This window comes from Actinomadura rubrobrunea NBRC 15275 (assembly GCF_001552235.1).
In the GTDB taxonomy this organism is placed as follows: Bacteria; Actinomycetota; Actinomycetes; order Streptosporangiales; family Streptosporangiaceae; genus Spirillospora; species Spirillospora viridilutea.
In genome coordinates this window covers 76,735-93,204 of record NZ_BCQU01000009.1, presented here as the reverse complement: position 1 = coordinate 93,204, position 16,470 = coordinate 76,735, and the positions used below count along the sequence as shown (strand labels likewise).

13 protein-coding genes and 2 tRNA genes are annotated in these 16,470 nt (G+C 71.3%); 11 read left to right on the top strand and 4 right to left on the bottom strand.

Translation table 11 applies throughout. From position 1 onward, the window contains the following. Positions 1 to 13: 13 nt before the first annotated feature. Entirely contained in the window at positions 14 to 556 is a 543-nt protein-coding gene (locus tag AR3_RS04680) for an HD domain-containing protein (protein ID WP_067908977.1), read from the bottom strand. Between the two features lie 258 nt (positions 557 to 814). Here AR3_RS04680 and AR3_RS04675 point away from each other — a divergent pair, with 258 nt between their 5' ends. Continuing rightward, complete coding sequence (locus AR3_RS04675) at positions 815 to 1,996, top strand: glycerophosphodiester phosphodiesterase (RefSeq protein ID WP_067908940.1); 1,182 nt, start codon at positions 815 to 817, stop codon at positions 1,994 to 1,996. Between the two features lie 743 nt (positions 1,997 to 2,739). On the opposite strand, the gene AR3_RS04670 is transcribed toward AR3_RS04675, so the two are convergent. Further along, positions 2,740 to 3,222 carry a hypothetical protein gene (locus AR3_RS04670; RefSeq protein ID WP_067908937.1) on the bottom strand — a complete coding sequence of 161 codons (483 nt, stop codon included), beginning with the start codon at positions 3,220 to 3,222 and terminating at the stop codon, positions 2,740 to 2,742. 506 nt (positions 3,223 to 3,728) lie between these two features. Continuing rightward, entirely contained in the window at positions 3,729 to 4,094 is a 366-nt protein-coding gene (locus tag AR3_RS04665; RefSeq protein WP_067908934.1) for a DUF488 domain-containing protein, read from the bottom strand. 320 nt (positions 4,095 to 4,414) lie between these two features. On the opposite strand from AR3_RS04665, the gene AR3_RS04660 reads away from it, so the two are divergent. From AR3_RS04660 to AR3_RS04630, 7 genes are all read left to right on the top strand, one after another. Continuing rightward, positions 4,415 to 4,487 (top strand) — tRNA-Val (locus AR3_RS04660). Positions 4,488 to 4,566: 79 nt separating this feature from the next. Further along, positions 4,567 to 4,639: transfer RNA gene (locus AR3_RS04655), tRNA-Arg, on the top strand. Positions 4,640 to 4,671: 32 nt separating this feature from the next. Next, positions 4,672 to 6,063: an SDR family NAD(P)-dependent oxidoreductase gene (locus tag AR3_RS04650; protein WP_067908931.1), complete on the top strand. Its 1,392-nt coding sequence runs from the start codon at positions 4,672 to 4,674 to the stop codon at positions 6,061 to 6,063. Next, a complete protein-coding gene (locus AR3_RS04645) occupies positions 6,063 to 7,211 on the top strand; it encodes a leucine-rich repeat domain-containing protein (protein WP_067908974.1) in 1,149 nt (382 codons plus the stop codon). Before AR3_RS04650 ends, AR3_RS04645 begins: the two co-directional genes overlap by 1 nt. After that, positions 7,208 to 8,989, top strand: a complete 1,782-nt coding sequence (locus tag AR3_RS04640; protein WP_067908928.1) for an ankyrin repeat domain-containing protein — start codon at positions 7,208 to 7,210, stop codon at positions 8,987 to 8,989. The genes AR3_RS04645 and AR3_RS04640 overlap by 4 nt, the downstream gene beginning before the upstream one ends. Beyond that, on the top strand, positions 8,986 to 10,197 hold the full coding sequence (locus tag AR3_RS04635; RefSeq protein WP_067908925.1) for an AAA family ATPase: 1,212 nt from the start codon (positions 8,986 to 8,988) through the stop codon (positions 10,195 to 10,197). The genes AR3_RS04640 and AR3_RS04635 overlap by 4 nt, the downstream gene beginning before the upstream one ends. Beyond that, positions 10,197 to 11,381, top strand: coding sequence for a vWA domain-containing protein (locus AR3_RS04630; protein ID WP_067908922.1), 1,185 nt, complete (start codon positions 10,197 to 10,199; stop codon positions 11,379 to 11,381). The genes AR3_RS04635 and AR3_RS04630 overlap by 1 nt, the downstream gene beginning before the upstream one ends. 12 nt (positions 11,382 to 11,393) lie before the next feature. Here the strand turns inward: AR3_RS04630 and AR3_RS04625 are convergent, their stop codons facing one another. Then, positions 11,394 to 11,897, bottom strand: coding sequence for an ATP-binding protein (locus AR3_RS04625; RefSeq protein WP_083950928.1), 504 nt, complete (start codon positions 11,895 to 11,897; stop codon positions 11,394 to 11,396). A gap of 412 nt (positions 11,898 to 12,309) precedes the next feature. Between AR3_RS04625 and AR3_RS04620 the strand changes: the two genes are divergently transcribed. The 3 genes from AR3_RS04620 to AR3_RS04610 all read left to right on the top strand — a co-directional run bounded on the left by AR3_RS04620 (position 12,310) and on the right by AR3_RS04610 (position 16,166). Continuing rightward, complete coding sequence (locus AR3_RS04620) at positions 12,310 to 13,320, top strand: hypothetical protein (protein WP_067908919.1); 1,011 nt, start codon at positions 12,310 to 12,312, stop codon at positions 13,318 to 13,320. A gap of 1,446 nt (positions 13,321 to 14,766) precedes the next feature. Next, the gene (locus AR3_RS04615; RefSeq protein ID WP_067908917.1) at positions 14,767 to 15,174 is read left to right on the top strand and encodes a hypothetical protein; all 408 of its coding nucleotides are present in this window, start codon (positions 14,767 to 14,769) and stop codon (positions 15,172 to 15,174) included. 257 nt (positions 15,175 to 15,431) lie between these two features. Further along, a complete protein-coding gene (locus tag AR3_RS04610; RefSeq protein WP_067908914.1) occupies positions 15,432 to 16,166 on the top strand; it encodes a hypothetical protein in 735 nt (244 codons plus the stop codon). Positions 16,167 to 16,470 lie beyond the last annotated feature (304 nt).

Sequence of the window (16,470 nt, the reverse complement as noted above, 5' to 3'; positions counted from 1 at the left end):
GTTAATACATGTATTAACTAGGGTCGTCTCCGTTCATCGCCCGGCCCAGCCACTCCAGCGACCCCGTCTCCAGCGCGTGACGCGCCAGCCGCTTGGCGGACTCGGTCTGCAGCTGCTCCAGCGAACTGTCGATCCACCCCTGGGTGTTCTGGTTTCCCTGCTCCCGGTACTCGACCGCCTGGAGCAGGCATTCGAGCTTGTCGGCGTCCCGCGCGCACACGGCCTCCGCGCTCGCCCTGCCCTCGTACTCGGCGACCACCCCGGTGACCATGTCGGCGACCGCCTCGGGAAGGCCGCGCACCTGATGCGCGGTGACCTCCTCGTTGCCCGTCCTCGTCACATACGGCCTGGCCAGGTACGGGATGTCGGTGAGCCGGGTCTCCTGAGTGTCGTGGAACAGGCTGAGCAGCGCGGCCCGCGCGGGGTCGGCGCCCTCCATCACCGCGAGCACGCTCGCGATGACCGCGGCGCGGAACGAGTGCTCCGCGATGCTCTCCGGATCGCGCACCCCCGCGACCAGCCACCCCGTCCGCTTGTACCGCTTGAGCAGCCCCATCTCGTACAGGAACCCCGCCACCCGCTCCACCGTCGCCTCCTTGCCGTACGACCCCGACGACCCGCTTCTACCCGATCGTCCCGCGACCGCGACACCGTCCGCGCCGCCTCCGGCGGCCCGTTCACCCGGTCGGCGGGCAACGTTCGCCTGTCCGTCATCGGCCGCATCCTGGTCCGCCCCCGCACCGCTCGTTAAGGTCCGGCGGCAGTGATCACCCGACGAGCGATGTCGGCAAGCGCCGCACGGAGAGGAGCTGGCATGAGCGACGGACGGGCGACGAAGACGATCAGACGGCGCGCGGTCATCGTGGCGGGAGCGCTGCTGCCGCCCGTACTGGCCGTCGGCGCCGCCCAGGCCGCGCCGAGCGTCGCGCCCGCCGCACCGGCCGAGACCGCCGCCGTCGCCACGGTGCCCGCGCGGGGACCGCTCGTCCTCGGCCACCGGGGCGCGGCCGGCTACCGTCCCGAGCACACCACGGCGTCGTACGAGCTGGCCGTCCGCATGGGCGCCGACTACATCGAGCCCGACCTGGTGCCGACCAAGGACGGCGTGCTCGTCGCCCGGCACGAGAACGAGATCGGCAGCACCACCGACGTGGCGCAGCGCCCCGAGTTCGCCTCCCGCAAGACCACCAAGACCATCGACGGGCAGAAGGTCACCGGCTGGTTCACCGAAGACTTCACCCTCGCCGAGCTGAAGTCGCTGCGCGCGGTCGAACGGCTGCCCGACGTCCGGCAGCACAACACCCTCTACGACGGCCGCTACCAGGTGCCCACCCTGCAGGAGGTCATCGACCTGGCCGAACGGCTGAGCCGCGAGCACCACCGGCGCATCTCGATCATCCCCGAGATGAAGCACCCCACGTACTTCCGCTCGATCGGCCTGCCGCTGGAGGGCGCCCTCGCCACGACGCTCAAGCGCAACGGCCTCGACCGCCCCGACGGGCGGGCGATCGTCCAGTCGTTCGAGCCGACCTCCCTGCGCATCATCGACAAGCAGGTGCGCGTCCCCCTGCTCCAGACCATCTCCGCGACCGGAGCCCCCTACGACACCATCGCGAACGGCAAGGGCCCCACCTACGCCGAGATGATCACTCCCGCGGGGCTCAAGGAGGTCGCGTCCTACGCCGACTGGATCGGCCCGGACAAGAACCTCGTCATCCCCCTCAAGTCCGACGGCTCGCTCGGCACCCCGAGCCCCCTGGTGAAGAACGCCCACGCCGCCGGACTCAAGGTCGCCCCGTACACGTTCCGCAACGAGAACCAGTTCCTGCCGACCGACCTGCGCACCGGCACCGCGCCCGGCGACTACGGGAAGGCGCTGAAGGAGTACGACGCCTTCTACCGCGCCGGCATCGACGCCCTGTTCAGCGACAACCCCGACACGGCCGTCATCGCCCGCAACGAATTCCTGGGCGGCCGCCCCACCCGGTCCAGCTGACCGCACGTCCGCGCCAGGCGCCCCTCAGAGCGGGACGGCCCTGCTCAGCGGAGAGGCTCGGTCGGGATGCGGACGACGTGCCAGCCGACCCCGTGTTTCGGCCGTCTGCATGAGCCGGCGCCGGGGCGGAGCGGTGAGGTGGCTCGAGCATGAGCCCGTGCAGCGGCCTGCCGACAGCCCGTCGGCAGGCCGCTGGCCCGCCGCCGTTCCGTCCCGTACCGCAGGACAGTCGGCGGCCTGGTGCTTCGGCGACCAGCGGCCGCTGCGCACAGGCGCGCAGGATCGACTCGCGGTGCGGGGGGGACCGTGCGGCTTCCCCGTCACGATGAGGTGTACGTGCGGGGCATGCGGTGTGGATCTACCTTGCCCGAGATCAAAGATGTGGCCCGCAGCACTCACTGCTCCCGCGCGACGGCCCCGTCTCAGACGTGACCGCACACGGCACCCCCGCCCGCAAGACATAAGTCCCCGCCACACTGACCCACGCCGAGGCGCATTACGTCGACTCGCACCACCGCTTCCGGGTCCAATACGGGGAAGCAGTCGTAGAGAACACCCACCGGCCTGCAAGCCGGATGGTCCGGAAGTAGAGCAAACGCCTCTGACAATGGCCTGCGCGCTGATCAACCGGCTGGGCAGTGCTTCGCAGCGCCGCCCCGGGCGTGGTCGTCGCGAGCATGGGGCGCGGGGGGTAGTTGGTACGTCGACATGGCATAGGTCGACGGCGGTGCAGGGCTGGCTGATTAGACGCAGCACCAGCAATAGAGCTGTTCGCCCGCGTCACGGGCGTTTCTGGCGAGCTGGACCAGCTCTTCGATGAGCGGCCGCAAGTCCTCGGGGTTCGCTTGGTCGAGCTCCTCCGCCTGTGCCCACTCGGCGGCCAGCCGCGGTATATCGGCGTCGCGCACTCCCGCCAGCGTGTCCCGCACCCCGACGTCCAGGTGCAATACCCACGGCCCTGGCCAGTCGTCGTCAAACTGAGGGCCGTCCGGGCCCGGACTGGTTGGCCATACCGGCGTTTCGTGAACCAAGTCCCCGTGCCATGGCACCCGTCTGATGGCCGCGATCAGTGTCCCCAGAGCGATCGGCGGATCCACGTTCTTGGTTTCGACTCCGTCGAAGATGGAGTGCTCGCCGCCTACCGGTGAGTGGCCATCGGTGCGTTCGAGCGCTCGCACCACTGTTTCAGAGTCCGTCGCGCGGAAGTAGTCGACAAGAACACCCACCGAATCCTCCCACTCACAGGTCGGACGGTCCGGAAGTAGAGCAGACGCCACTGACACAACGGCCCATGCGCTGAGCCACGAGCTAGGCATCAGTTCTGAGCACCGACATATACCGCTGTCGGCAGCACGTTGCGCGGTGGACCGATTCGGCTCACTTCCCGCGTGGCTGCGGCGCGGTGCCGTTCGAGCCGGTAGATGCTGCACTCGACGGCATGGCGTCGCCGGTGATCCAGCGCGCAGAACACCGGACACCGACCACCCACGGGAATCTCGTGCAGCCGATCCCCCGGTTGCGCCGGGACGCGCGGTTCGGGCGAGAGCTGAAGACGTGTCGGCCCGAACTAGATCAGGCCGGCTGCGTGGATGGCATGTCCCATCCGCGGCACGTCGATCCGCTCCAGAACGGGCTGACCGCCGGTCATCAGCAGCGTCAGCACCCGCGCCGTGCTCGCACGCCAGGTGGAGCGCGGTCCTCAGCCCACCGTGTGAACGTCCCAGAGCCTGATCTAGGAGCGCGACAAGGCCTTGAGGAGGGTCGGGAGCTGGCTGTGCTCGACGTCCTTGGTGGCGGTGAGCAGGGTCAGGGGCCCGGACGCGGCGAGGTCGCGGAGCCGCTTCAAGGCCTCGGAGTGCTCGGGGTCGGCGAGCTCGGCCTCGTACCGGCGGCAGAACTCGTCGTAGCGGGCCGGGTCGTGGCCGTACCAGCGGCGCAGTTCGGTGGACGGGGCGACTTCCTTGAGCCACACGTCGACGTCCGCGTCCTCCTTGGACAGCCCACGAGGCCAGAGACGGTCCACCAGGACGCGCGTACCGTCCTCAGGTTCGCGCGGCTCGTAGGCTCGGCGCACCCTGGGCTTCGCCGGATCGCTCATGACCCGATGGTGCCCCACCTCTCCGTGGCTATGCCGCCGTACACGCGCGCGCCGCGTCTCCGCGCCTACCGAACGAGGGGCATGAGGTAGTCGCGCTGTAGGGGAGAGGGCCCAGACGGTCCGGTGAAGGCAGATCGGCCCGCGCGGTCACCAGGATGCGGTCGCTGGACGCGGCGTGGTGCAGCCGCACTCGATACCGCTTAGTGCCGCTTGGTCAGCAGCTTGCGGGGGCTAAGCAGCCGCGCCGTTGTGGGTGGACGGCGGGAACGAGGCGTCGCTGGCGGCTGTTCGTGCGGTGCCGCCGTTATGCTGCCGGGCGGCGGGTCGTAGCGCAGAGGTCGTCGCGCCGAGTTGACAACTCGGAGGACGCCGGTTCGAATCCGGCCGGCTCGCCACGAAACCGTTGCCCCCTGAGGCGGGGATAAATCCGAGGAAGTTTGTCAGATTTGGTCGCTAGGCTTCCCGCCGGTGATGGGCCGTAGCGCAGAGGTCGTCGCGCCCGCTTTCTCAGCGGGAGGACGCCGGTTCGAATCCGGCCGGTCCATCGCCCCGTTCCGTCCGTGGGGGAGGCAGCGCGGTGGCGTCGATCGACTCGGAGCCGACGCAGGCCGACATCGACACGTGCCTGCGGGTGCTGGAGCGGGCGGGTGCGGCGGAACCGGGCGATCCGCGCTGGGTGCGGGTCCAGCGCGCCGCGGCCGACGTGTACCGGGCGGGCAAGAAGGCCCGCAAGGCGGCACGACGCAAGGAGCGGCAGCGGCATGACCGGGAGGCCCTGGCCGCGTCCGAACGCCACCGCGAGCAAGACCCCTCGCCTCACCCCGAGCAGCGGCTCGAGCCCGGCGACCGGCCTGCGACGCCGTCGCGGCAGCTGATCCGCGCGCGGCGCTGCTACGTGTGCAAGGCGCCCTACCGGCGGGTGCACCCGGAGTACCACCTGATGTGCCCGGAGTGCGCGCACGAGAACGCCGTCCGCCGTCACGCCCGCGTCGACCTGCGCGGACGCCGCGCCCTGGTCACCGGAGGCCGGGTGAAGATCGGTTTCCACACGGCGCTGAAGCTGCTGCGCGACGGTGCCGAGGTGATGGTGACGACCCGGTTCCCGCGGGACGCGGCGCGCCGGTTCGCCGCCGTGGCCGACGCGGACGACTGGCTGCACCGGCTGCACGTCCACGGCGTCGACTTCCTGGACCTGCCCGCCGTCGCCGACCTCATCGACCTGGTGCACCGGCGGTTCGACCACCTCGACATCCTGGTCAACAACGCCGCGCAGACGATCCGCCGTCCGCCCGCCTATCACCGCGAGGTCCGCGCCGCCGAGGAGCGCGCGCTGACCGGCGGCGCCGCGGCCGTGACCGTCACCGGCGCCTGCCGCCCGGCGCTGACGGCCGGACCGGCCGCCCCGGAGGTTCTGCCGGACGGGGGCTGGGAGGCCCTGTTCCCGGCGGGGCGCACGGACGAGACCGGCCAGCCGCTCGACCTGCGCGACCGCAACAGCTGGGTGCTGCGGCTCGCGGAGGTGCCGCCCGTCGAGTGGCTGGAGGTGCACGTGGTCAACGCCTTCGTGCCGTTCCTGCTGACGTCGCGGCTGCGTGGGCTGATGGAGGCGTCGCCGCACCCGGACCGGTACGTGGTGCAGGTGTCGGCGATGGAGGGCAGCTTCTCGCGGTCGTCCAAGACCGTCCGGCACCCGCACACCAACATGGCCAAGGCGGCGCTGAACATGATGACCCGGACGTCGGCCGACGACTACGCCGCGTCCGGCATCTACATGAACAGCGTGGACACCGGCTGGGTCACCGACGAGCGGCCCCATCCGAGCCGGATGGCGCAGCGCGCGCTGGGGTTCCGCCCGCCGCTGGACGTCATCGACGGGGCCGCGCGCGTGTACGACCCGATCGTGCGGGGTGTGCGCGGCGAGCCCGTCCACGGACTGTTCCTCAAGGACTACCGCCCGGTGGAGTGGTGATGACAGATCCTCGGACACGGCCCGCCCCGGTACGTTGCCCCGCCATCGACGCCCCGGACGTTCCGGCGGCCGACCCCGCCGACCTGGAGCCGCTGCTGGCCCGCCTGGGGGACGCGGCGGCGGTCGACGGCGACGAGACGTTCCCGCTGGGAACGCTGCGGCCGGACGGCCGTGTCGACCTGTGCAAGCAGGGCCTCGGGGCGGAAGGGGTCGAGCGGCTGATGCCCGTGGCCGCCGTGTCGCCGCACGCCGTGCACCTCCTGCTGGGCACCAACGCCATGGGGAACGACGGCGCGCGCGCCATCGCCCGAGCACTCGTCCCCGGACACGGCGTCCGAACGCTGTACCTGGGCTGCAACCGCATCGACGGCGAGGGCGCGGCCGCGCTTGCTGAAAAGCTCGCCGACGACGACACCGTCCGGGCCGTCTGGCTCAAACGCAACCCCCTCTGCGACGAGGGCATACGGGCGCTCGCGGCCATGCTGCGCCGCAACACCGCAATCCGCACCCTCGACCTGGTCAACACCGGCATCACCGTGGACGGTCTGCGCACGCTGCTGGACGCGCTGACAGCACGCCCGCAACCGGTGGAACGCCTCTTTCTGGGAGGCAACGGCCTCGCCGCCGACGCGGCGCCGCTGCTCGCCGCGCTCATCCGCGACGCCGGCGTCCGCGAACTGTACCTCTCGGCGAGTCACCTGGGCGACGCGGGCGCCGCCGCTCTTGCCGAGGCGGCAGACCCGCAGCGCCCCGTCCGGCTCGGACTCGGCGGCAACGGCATCGGCCCCGTCGGAGCACGCGCACTGGCGGACGCCCTCGACGGCATCGAAGCGCTCAATCTGGGACGTCCGCGTTCGCAACGCGCACTCGGCGCACCGGCCAACGCCACCGGAGACGAAGGCGCGGCCGCGCTCGCCGACGCCCTCCCCGGCAGCCCCCTGCGCACGCTCGACCTGGCCCACTCGGGCATCACCGGGCGCGGCGCCAAGGCACTGCTGGCCCGGGTGAGCGCGACCGCGACGCGCCTGGAGCAGGTGCGGCTCGGCCCGAACGTCCCGCGTCGCGTCAAGCGCGCCCTGAACGCGCTGATGCGCCCCCTCACCCCGGCGCATCCCGACATCCTGGCGATCGGGAGCGTCTACCGGTGAGCACGCGCGACCGGCCCGCCCAGCCGAAACCGGGCACTCAACCGTGCGGCCCGTTCGACCACGAGAACGCGGGCCTGTGGGCGCGGACGCGCCGGTACGCGGTGCCGCGCTGGATGATCGAGGAGGCGACGGAGCGGCGCCTGGCCGGGGACTGGCGGGGCGCCTGCGCCGTCGCCGGCGTCGACGTCGACATCGACCTGGCCGAGGTGGCCCGCAAGCACGGCCCGGCGACCGCCGAGGCGCTGGAGGACGATCTGCGGCACTTCGCGCCCGACCTGCTGCGCTGGCACCTTCCCCGGCGGGAGTGGCCGGGACCCGAGCAGACGCTGATCCAGCCTGGGCAGGTGATCGTTCTGCGCGTCTACGATCCGCCCCGGCGAGCGGCCGCCCTGAGCATCGTCACACCCGAAGGCTGGAACGCGCAGCGGCTGACGTTGCGCTTCGGCTCCGTGGACGTCGGCACCGGACCGTACCCGAAAACCGAGCTCGACTGGTCGGCGGCGCGTCACACGTGGGACGCACGTCACGCGCACGAACTGCTCGCCCGCAACGGCGGCCGGGACCGCGCCCCGTTCTTCAACCCCGACGGCACCCTGCGCGCACCGCACGAGCTGCCCACCGAGGACCCGGGGCCGGACGACCCGGTCGGCCACGCCGAGTGGGTCACGCTGCTGCACGAGCGCGGGCAGGTGGACGAGGCGCTCGCCGCCGCCGGCATCGTCGCCACGGCCGACACGTCCGGTCGCCGCGGCTTCAATCCGCTGCGCGCGCTGACCCGCAGCCCGCTGGCCCCGAACCGGCTGCGCTCCGAGCTGCTGCGGATCATGCGGGACGGCGGCACCCGAAACTGGCACATCGAACTCGGCCGACACACCCGAAACTGGGCGCTGCAACACGCCGTCGCGGTGATCGAACAGGCCGATGACGGCCCGACGGGCGACGGCGTCGTCCGCCTGACCCTCCGCCGAGATTCGCGGCCCGGCCGGTCGCTCCCCGGCAAGGTCACGTCTCATCCGCTGCCCGAGGTGTACTGGCGGCGCCTGCCCGACCTCGACCTGCTCCGCGCCGGCCGGCTCACGCCCGAGGACCTGCACCCGCTGGTCCGGTCGGCGCTGTTCCCGGCGCGGGACGCCGCCGGCGGCGGGCGCCCGATCGGCCCGCCCGACCCCGAGCCGCCGCCCGTCGTCCGCGTCCGCTGCCGAGGGGTCTGGCACACGGTGTCGTATCAGGACGGCGGCCTGCGCACACACGACCACAGCGAACAGGAGCGGCGGCGCGAACAGGCCCTCGGCGCGTTCGGCGGCAAGGTCGCCGGCTGTTTCGCCGTCCGCCAGGGCTGGAAGGCTTCCACGGGGCGGCTGCCGCGTGCCGTCCGCGAACAACGCCGCGAACTGTTCAACAGGATGCTGCACGGCGACACGCGCGGCGTCCTCCGCATGCTCGACCTCGGTCACGACCCCCACGCGCGCGACGGCGAAGGACGCACCCTGCTGCACCTGCTGTACCACGCCGACCATCGGCTGCTGCTGCCGCGCCTGCTGGAGGCCGGGCTCGACCTGGAGCAGCGAGACGTGCGCGGCTGCACCCCGCTGTTCCAAGCCGTCGACCAGGGCCCGGCGGACGTCGTCCGGGCGTTGGTGGACGCCGGAGCCCGCACCGACGTCCGCGTCGTCCACCCGGAAGGCGGCATGACCCTCGCCGAACTCATCGACTTCCGCGAGCGCAGCGATCTGGACTTCCTCAAGGACCGGATCGCCGCGCAGGGAGGCAACGCATGACCGCCGCCGACCCCGCCCACGAGCACGACCGGAACGACCCGCTGGCCGCGGCCGACGAGCTCAACCGGCGGGTCGGGGCGTGGCGCACCGAACCCGCCGAGGACCACCGGTTCGAGGCGCTCGCGCTCGCGGTCACCGCGAACCTGCCTGTCCTGCTGTGGGGGGAGCCGGGCATCGGCAAGACCGCCGCGATGCGCCAGCTCGCCGACGGCCTCGGCGTCCCCCTGGAAACGGTGATCGCCAGCGTGCACGAACCGTCCGACTTCGCCGGGCTGCCGATCGTCGGCGACGACCCGGCGGTCACCGGCGTGCCGATGGCGCCGCCCGACTGGGCGGTGCGCCTCGCCCGCGCGGGACGCGGCCTGGTCTTCTTCGACGAGCTGTCGTCCGCGCCGCCCGCCGTGCAGGCCGCCCTGCTGCGCGTGGTGCTGGAACGCCGCGTCGGCAGCCTCACCCTGCCCGAACCGGTCCGCGTCGTCGCCGCCGCCAACCCGCCGTCCAGCGCCGCCGACGGCTGGCACCTCAGCCCGCCGCTGGCCAACCGGTTCGTCCACCTGCACTGGACGCACGACCCGCGGACGGTGGCGCGCGGCATGGCGGGCACCTGGCCGCAGGTCTCCCTCCCGAAGATCGACCCCGCGCGGATGCCGTCCGCGGTAGCCCGAGCCCGCAGCGCCGTGTCCGGCTTCCTCACCGCGCGTCCCGGCCTGACCCACCAGCTCCCCGGGGACGCCGAGTCACGCGGCGGCGCGTGGCCGTCCCCCCGCACCTGGGAGATGGCGCTGCGGCTGCTGGCGGTCGGGTACGCGACCGGCGCCGGACGGGAGGCCCTGTCGGCCGTCGTCATCGGCGCGGTCGGCGAGGGCGCCGGCCTCGAACTGCTGTCCTACCTGGACAACCTCGACCTGCCCGACCCCGACCGCGTCCTCGCCGACCCGGACGCCTTCACGCTGCCCGACCGCGGCGACCGGCAACTGGCGTTCCTGACCTCCGTGGTCGCCGCCGTCCAGACACGGCCCACACGGCGCCGCTGGGACGCCGCCTGGACCGTGCTGGCCAAGGCGGTCGACGCGGGCGTCCCGGACGTGGCGGCGCGGGCCGCGGTCGACCTGGCCGCCCTGCGCGACACCGACTGGCCCGTGCCCGACGGCATCGACGCGTTCGTCGACCTGCTCCACCTGTCCGGCGCGCTCACCGGCGACCGCTGATGTCCGCCGCCGACGACCTGGACCGGACGAAGCTGCTCGCCGCCCGGTTCCGCGCCGCGTCCGAACGCCCCTACCTGGCGTCCGCGCTGTACTCCCTGTCGGTCGTCCCGACCGACGCCGTGCCGACGATGGGCGTCGACCGGCACTGGCGCTGCTACGTGTCGCCCGCGTTCGTCGACGCCACGCCCGTGGAGGAACTGGCCGGCGTGTGGGTCCACGAGGCGGCGCACCTGCTGCGCGACCACCACGGCCGCGCCGACCGGATCCCGCCCGCACAGCGCCGCGACCGGCTGCGCGTCAACCTCGCCCAGGACTGCGAGATCAACGACGACCTGCTCGCCGACGGCCTGCGGCTGCCTGCCGGACGCGTCACCCCCGACGCCTTCGACCTGCCGCCGGGACGGCTGTTCGAGGAGTACCTGCCGCGGCTGCCCGCGTCCGACGCCGTCCTCGACTGCGGACCGGGCGCGCACGGCGAGCCCACCCCGTGGCAGCTCGACGACGCCGACGGCGCCGCCCCGCGCGTCACCGAGGCCGAGGCCAAGGCGATCCGCCGCCACACCGCCGAGGCCATGCGCGCCCACGTGCGCAATCGGGGCACCCTCCCCGCCGGATGGCGGCGCTGGGCCGACCAAGTCCTGGAACCCGTCGTCGACTGGCGGCGGGTGCTGGCCGGGGCCGTGCGCGAAGCCCTGTCGTGGGCGAGCGGCGCCGTGGACTACACCTACCGCCGCCCGTCCCGCCGAAGCTCGGCGCTGCCCGGCGTCGTCCTGCCGAGCCTGCGGCGCCCGCTGCCGCGCGTCGCCATCGTGATCGACACCTCCGGCTCCATGGGCGACCGGGAACTCGGCGCGGCGCTCGCCGAGGTCACCGGGGTGCTGCGCGAGGTGGGCGTGCGCGGCGACCGCGTGACCGTGCTCAGCTGCGACGCCGACGTGCAGGCCGCGTCCCGGGTGACCGCCGCCGAGCAGATCGAGCTGAAGGGCGGCGGCGGCACCGACATGCGGGTCGGGATCCGCCAGGCCCTGGACGCGCCGCACCCGCCGAGCGTCGTCATCGTCCTCACCGACGGCCACACCCCCTGGCCGGACGAACCCGCGGCGTGCCGGCTGATCGCGGTAGTGATCGGCGCGGGCTCGGCGGCGCCCTCCTGGGCCGAGACGATCCGCGTGCCGAGAGGCTGACGGCGGGACGCGTCAGGTGCTGACGACGAACCAGAGCACCGTCTCGGTGGAGGTCTGCTCGAGCCCCCACTCGTCGGACAGACTGTCGATCACGATCAGGCCGCGGCCGTGATCGGCCGGATGCCGGTCCGGCTCGTGGCGCCGCCCGGACGACGCGTCGCAGCTCACCGGCGAAGCATTCGCGGGCAGAACGTCGGGCTCCCGGCACGGGCGGCCCGCAGAGGACGCCGCGCCGTCCCCTGGGTCCCGCACGGCGCGGCGCGCGGGGCCTTCGTCGCGGACCTCGACGCGCAGCCGCCGCCCGTCCGTCGCCACGTCCACCTGTACCACCCCGGTGCCGTGCAGGACCGCGTTGGCGACCGCCTCCGCGGTCATCAACTCGATGTCGTCCAACGCCGCGGGGTCGTCCACCACCTTGGCCGCGCGCTCCCGGACGAGCCGGCGGGCGGTCCTGCCCTGCCGTGCCCCGCCGGTCAGCGCCAGCCGGTCGCCGAGGGCGTCCATCGAGGCGGTCATGACGTCACGGCGACGGTGGACCGGCGCGCGTCGGCATGCGCAAGCTCCCGCGTCCGTCGGGTCGGGGCCGGGTTCGTCCTGCCGAGCGTCACGTGATCACCATCCCGTGGTCGGGTGCGCGAAGCAATCATTCCGTTACACAGAGTGATCGAGCAATGCGCCGCGCGCACCGAGGCTGACCTCATCTGGACACCATCGGCGAACACGCCGCCCTCGCGACGCCGTTTTGACGCCCCCTTTACTCAACTGCGCACATAGATCAGCGAAAATCTCCTGCTTCGACGTAGATCCAACGACGCGACGGCTGTGCCAACATCCTTTTCGCAGGGCGCCGTCCCGACGTCCGGATGACGCCGCCTCGCCGCTTTCACTCCGTGCCCGCCTGAAAGGTCGCCCCCCGGAGGTTCGCGCCGTGACAGCGGTACTGCTCGCATGCGCCGCCCAGGTCGTCTACATCGTCGCGTTCGTCGTGTTCAAGACGGCCACACGGGCGATGTCACCGCTGACCGGCCGCCGTCCCCTGGCGGTGATGACGCAGGCGCTGAGCAGCGGGCGTTGGCTGCTGGGCCTGCTGCTGCTCGTCACGGGGTTCGCGATGGGGGACATCGCTCTGCTCAGCCTCCCGCTGGCGGCCGCACTGCCCGCCTACGGATTCGGCCTGATCCTCGTACTGCTCGTAGGGCACCTCTCGTTCGGCGAACGGTTCGCCGGACGGGAATGGCTGGGGATGCTCCTCACAGTCGCCGCGATGGCGTCGGCGGCGGCATCAGTCGCCGTGAAAACAGCCCCCCGCTTCGCCGTAAACCTGCCCACCAGAGAAGACGCACTGGCCGCACCGGACGCATTGCCATGGTGGACACTCGCGGCAGTCGTCGTACCGTCCCTCGCCATCCCACTGTGGATGTTCACCGTGCGTGACCGCGCCCGCGAAGGACGACACGCACGGCGCCTCACCGGCATCGCCTACGGCGTGGGCGCGGGCGTCCTCCTAGGGACGGCCGAGGTCTTCGGCCTCGGCACAGCACTGACACTCGCCGACGGTCGTTTGGACGTGCACCTCACCCCACACCCCTACCTCTTCCTGCTCGCCGGGGTGTTCGGCTTGACGCTGCTGTCCATCGGGCTCCAACGCTGCCGACTGAGCTTGTTCGTCACCGTCCTCACACTGACGGCGAAGCTTCACCTGCTGCTGTCGGCGACGCTCATCTTCGGAGAGCCCTGGCCCCAAGACCGTCCTCTGTTCATGTTGCGCGTAGGCGCGGTGGCCCTGGCCATGCTGGCCGTCCTGACCTTCCCCAAACACGAACGCCGTCGTACTCGCCCAACTCCCACCCCTCCGCACCGGTACCGCTACACCCCGCCCATGCCCACCGCACCCTCATGGGCACCAGCCCCACGCAGCCAACACACGGGCGTCCTATGAACCCCCGAATGCAAGCCCGACGATGCTGAGCGCCAACCAGCGCCAGCGCCACCTCGGAAGGGCAGATTCGGTCGATCCGTGCGCCGGATTCCTTGTCATGGAGGCGCCCCACAGCCCAACGGATCCGGCCTGCCAACGTAGCCAGCGTGCCCAAGAACGTTGCGCGAAGCCCGACACCCCGCAGTCGAGCGACGTCCAGCTCGTTGAGGAACACGCGCCGACCAGAAGCCTGATGAACAGGGATGACACGGTGTTCGATCCCCCGCCGAGCGAGCCGCACATATTGCACTCCCGCAAGGGGCCGCACCATCCGAGCCTCATGAGCCGCCGCAGGGGCCGCCTGCCGTGCCGCGAAGGCTGCCAATGCCACCGAGGCCGTATGGAGCGCCGCAGAGCGTGCGATCTCAGGCGTGGCCAAGCGAGTTGTCACGGGAGGCAAGCCCACCTCTCAAGGCACTCAGCATGTTCAGCGGTCTGGAGTCATGCCATGGGCCGGGCCAGTGACGGATCGCCGCAGTCAGATGTTCAGAAGGACGGCGATTCGAATTGTCTTGGCTTACGAGCGGCCGTGTCACTGCGGTGCCGTGACGGGGGCCGTGCCCCGTAGGTCAGCGGCAGCAACGCGAGGGCAGGTACGTCTGGCGGGTGCCGGTCGCAGCTTCTGCGACCCCGCGCCTTCACAAGAAGCCCGCAGCCAGGGGAACAGCACGTGCCGACGCTCGCTATGGCGCCTTGCCCATAATGCCCATCGAAACCCACACCGTCTCATCTCGAGCCAGCCTCATGTGCGGGGGCTGATCCGTCCATGAAACGGCGCTAGTAGCCAGGTCACCAAGCCGATATGACTGTGTGGATCGCGAGTGGCGCCGTGCCGCCCGGCCAGGTCAGGACGGTCCCGGATGATCGCGTCGGCGGTCCCCAGAGTTAGGGCCGCGGTCGGCTCATCCAGCACCCGCGGGCCGGCCAGCAGTAGGCGCTGCCGCCGACACGACGATGGGGGACGAGGTACTGCAGCAGTCAGCACGGTCGAGTTCGCCTACACCGCCTTGACAGGAACCTCGGCGAACCGCCACTGCCCATATGACCGCGCAGGCCAGTGGCAGGGCACCGCGTCAACAGCGGGCCGTACCGCATGGTCCAGCCAACACTGCATCAACCAATTCGTCCGCGGTTTCTCCCGAACAGCTGGTCCCGTCGTTGTGCAGGCGCCGGACATCACCACGCTGACGCGGCAAGACCTCTGCGGTCGACTTCGCCACGCAGCTGGTCGAGGCGGCCCTCAACAAGGGTCACGGAAATGCCGGCCACAACCGCCTCACAGGCGCTCCCACCGCTCGGCCGCATCACGAAAGCGCGTCCGGCACCTCCAGCGACCACCCGCACGTTCGCCGATGACCGATCGCGGCACGAATTGATCCATCGGCGGCAGGCACACGTTCCATTGGTATGGACATCCTGCTTCGCCTTCTCGTGGCCGTGGGCCTGGCGGTCGACGCCTGGGTCCACTGGGACTTCGCACCGGAGATGGAGCCGGGGCCGCGCGGCGCTGGTGGCGCCATCCCTGGCGACGACCTCTTCCGAGCCCAAGCCATCCTCGCCGCAGTAGCCGGCGTCCTGGTCCTGGCCTGGGCCCGCAAGTGGACGTACGCCATCGCCTTCCTCGTCGCCGGAAGCGCCGTCGGAGCCCTGCTCCTCTACTACTACGTGGACGTCGGCAGGCTGGGCCCGATCCCCGCCATGCACGACCCGCACTGGTACAGCGAGAAGACCATCTGCCTCATAGGCGAAGGCGTAGCCACCCTGGCCGCAGCAGTCGGCTTCTTCGTAGTCAACCGCCTCCGCACCCAGGAGTAGCCCCCACAGGAAGACCCGGCTGTGCTCAGCACAGCCGGGTCTTCAGCATGCCCACCTGTTGTGCCCGCACTCAGTGACGGCCGAAAAACCTGTTGGAGGCCCATGGCGACCGACTGCTACCTTGCCGGGGGGCCGTGCAAGAGAACGAGGAGGTGGTACCCGTGAACGCATCGACATGGGTGCTCCCCTCAGGAGGCACGGCTGGGCGATAGGTCGTCCGGGAGCGCCGTTCAAGAGCACTCCCGGAAGGCACGACCATGCGATTCACCTCTGAACAGGTTCTCGACGGCGGCGTCCTCGAACGCGAATTCACCCTCGATGAGATCCCCGGCATTCTCTGGACGCCTACATCCGCATCTGCACCTGTCCCGCTGATCCTGCTCGGCCACCCTCCGCTCGGACTGCACACGATGTACCCGCGGCTGCTGGCGCGGGCCCGGCACTCCGTGGCGCAGGGCTTCGCCGCAGCCACCATCGAGTTGCCCGGGAGCGGCGACCGGCCCCGTTGGGCCGCCGTCGAGCAGGCCCGCGCCGACCTGCGCCGAGCTGTGAAGGCGGGCGAACCGGTCAGTGACGAGATCATCGATGCCCTCGTCCTCCCGCTGGTCGAGAAGGCGGTCCCGGAATGGCAGGCCGCCCTGGACGTCCTCCTCACGCTGCCCGAGATCGGCGGCCCAGTCGGCTACTCGGGGGGAGTGATCTCCATCGGCATCCGGCTCGCGGTGGTCGAGCCGCGCATCGTCGCCGCCGGCCTCTTCGCAGGGAGTTTCGTGCCTCGCATCATGTTCGAGGAGGCCCGGCACGTCACCATTCCGCTGCACGTCCTCCTGCAGTGGGATGACGAAAACAACGATCGGCAGGCGGCCCTGGACCTGTTCGACGCCTTCGGCTCCAAGGAGAAGACACTGCTCGCCAACATGGGCGGGCACACCGGTGTCCCACACTACGCAGCGGAAGACGCAATGGGCTTCTTCACCCGACACCTGCACTAGCTGCTGCACCCTGGGGCCCGTCGCCAGGCCAGCACCTTGCCGAGTTTGGCACGGGCCCTTGTGGGCGCCTGTTCTGGGGCCTGCGTGGCAGGGAGCTGGCCACCATCACCTACCAGCGCGCATGCTGTACCGGACGCTCCCGAGCGAACGCCTGCTGTCAGCTTGGAAAGCATTGCGATTGCGCTGGCTGGAACCGCTGACCTGGCGTTTGGACATGCCGCAAGTGGCCGTGATTGACCCCTGATCATCGCCTTGATTGCACGCGGTGGGTCGTCGACCTGCAGCGCTGTCTCCTCGCCGCTCG

Bases quoted from the DNA above. Each gene is read 5' to 3' on its own strand.
- AR3_RS04680 (WP_067908977.1), bottom strand. From the start codon at position 556: ATGGGGCTGCTCAAGCGGTACAAGCGGACGGGGTGGCTGGTCGCGGGG.
- AR3_RS04675 (WP_067908940.1), top strand. From the start codon at position 815: ATGAGCGACGGACGGGCGACGAAGACGATCAGACGGCGCGCGGTCATC.
- AR3_RS04665 (WP_067908934.1), bottom strand. From the start codon at position 4,094: ATGAGCGATCCGGCGAAGCCCAGGGTGCGCCGAGCCTACGAGCCGCGC.
- AR3_RS04645 (WP_067908974.1), top strand. From the start codon at position 6,063: ATGACAGATCCTCGGACACGGCCCGCCCCGGTACGTTGCCCCGCCATC.
- AR3_RS04635 (WP_067908925.1), top strand. From the start codon at position 8,986: ATGACCGCCGCCGACCCCGCCCACGAGCACGACCGGAACGACCCGCTG.
- AR3_RS04630 (WP_067908922.1), top strand. From the start codon at position 10,197: ATGTCCGCCGCCGACGACCTGGACCGGACGAAGCTGCTCGCCGCCCGG.
- AR3_RS04625 (WP_083950928.1), bottom strand. From the start codon at position 11,897: ATGACCGCCTCGATGGACGCCCTCGGCGACCGGCTGGCGCTGACCGGC.
- AR3_RS04615 (WP_067908917.1), top strand. From the start codon at position 14,767: ATGGACATCCTGCTTCGCCTTCTCGTGGCCGTGGGCCTGGCGGTCGAC.
- AR3_RS04610 (WP_067908914.1), top strand. From the start codon at position 15,432: ATGCGATTCACCTCTGAACAGGTTCTCGACGGCGGCGTCCTCGAACGC.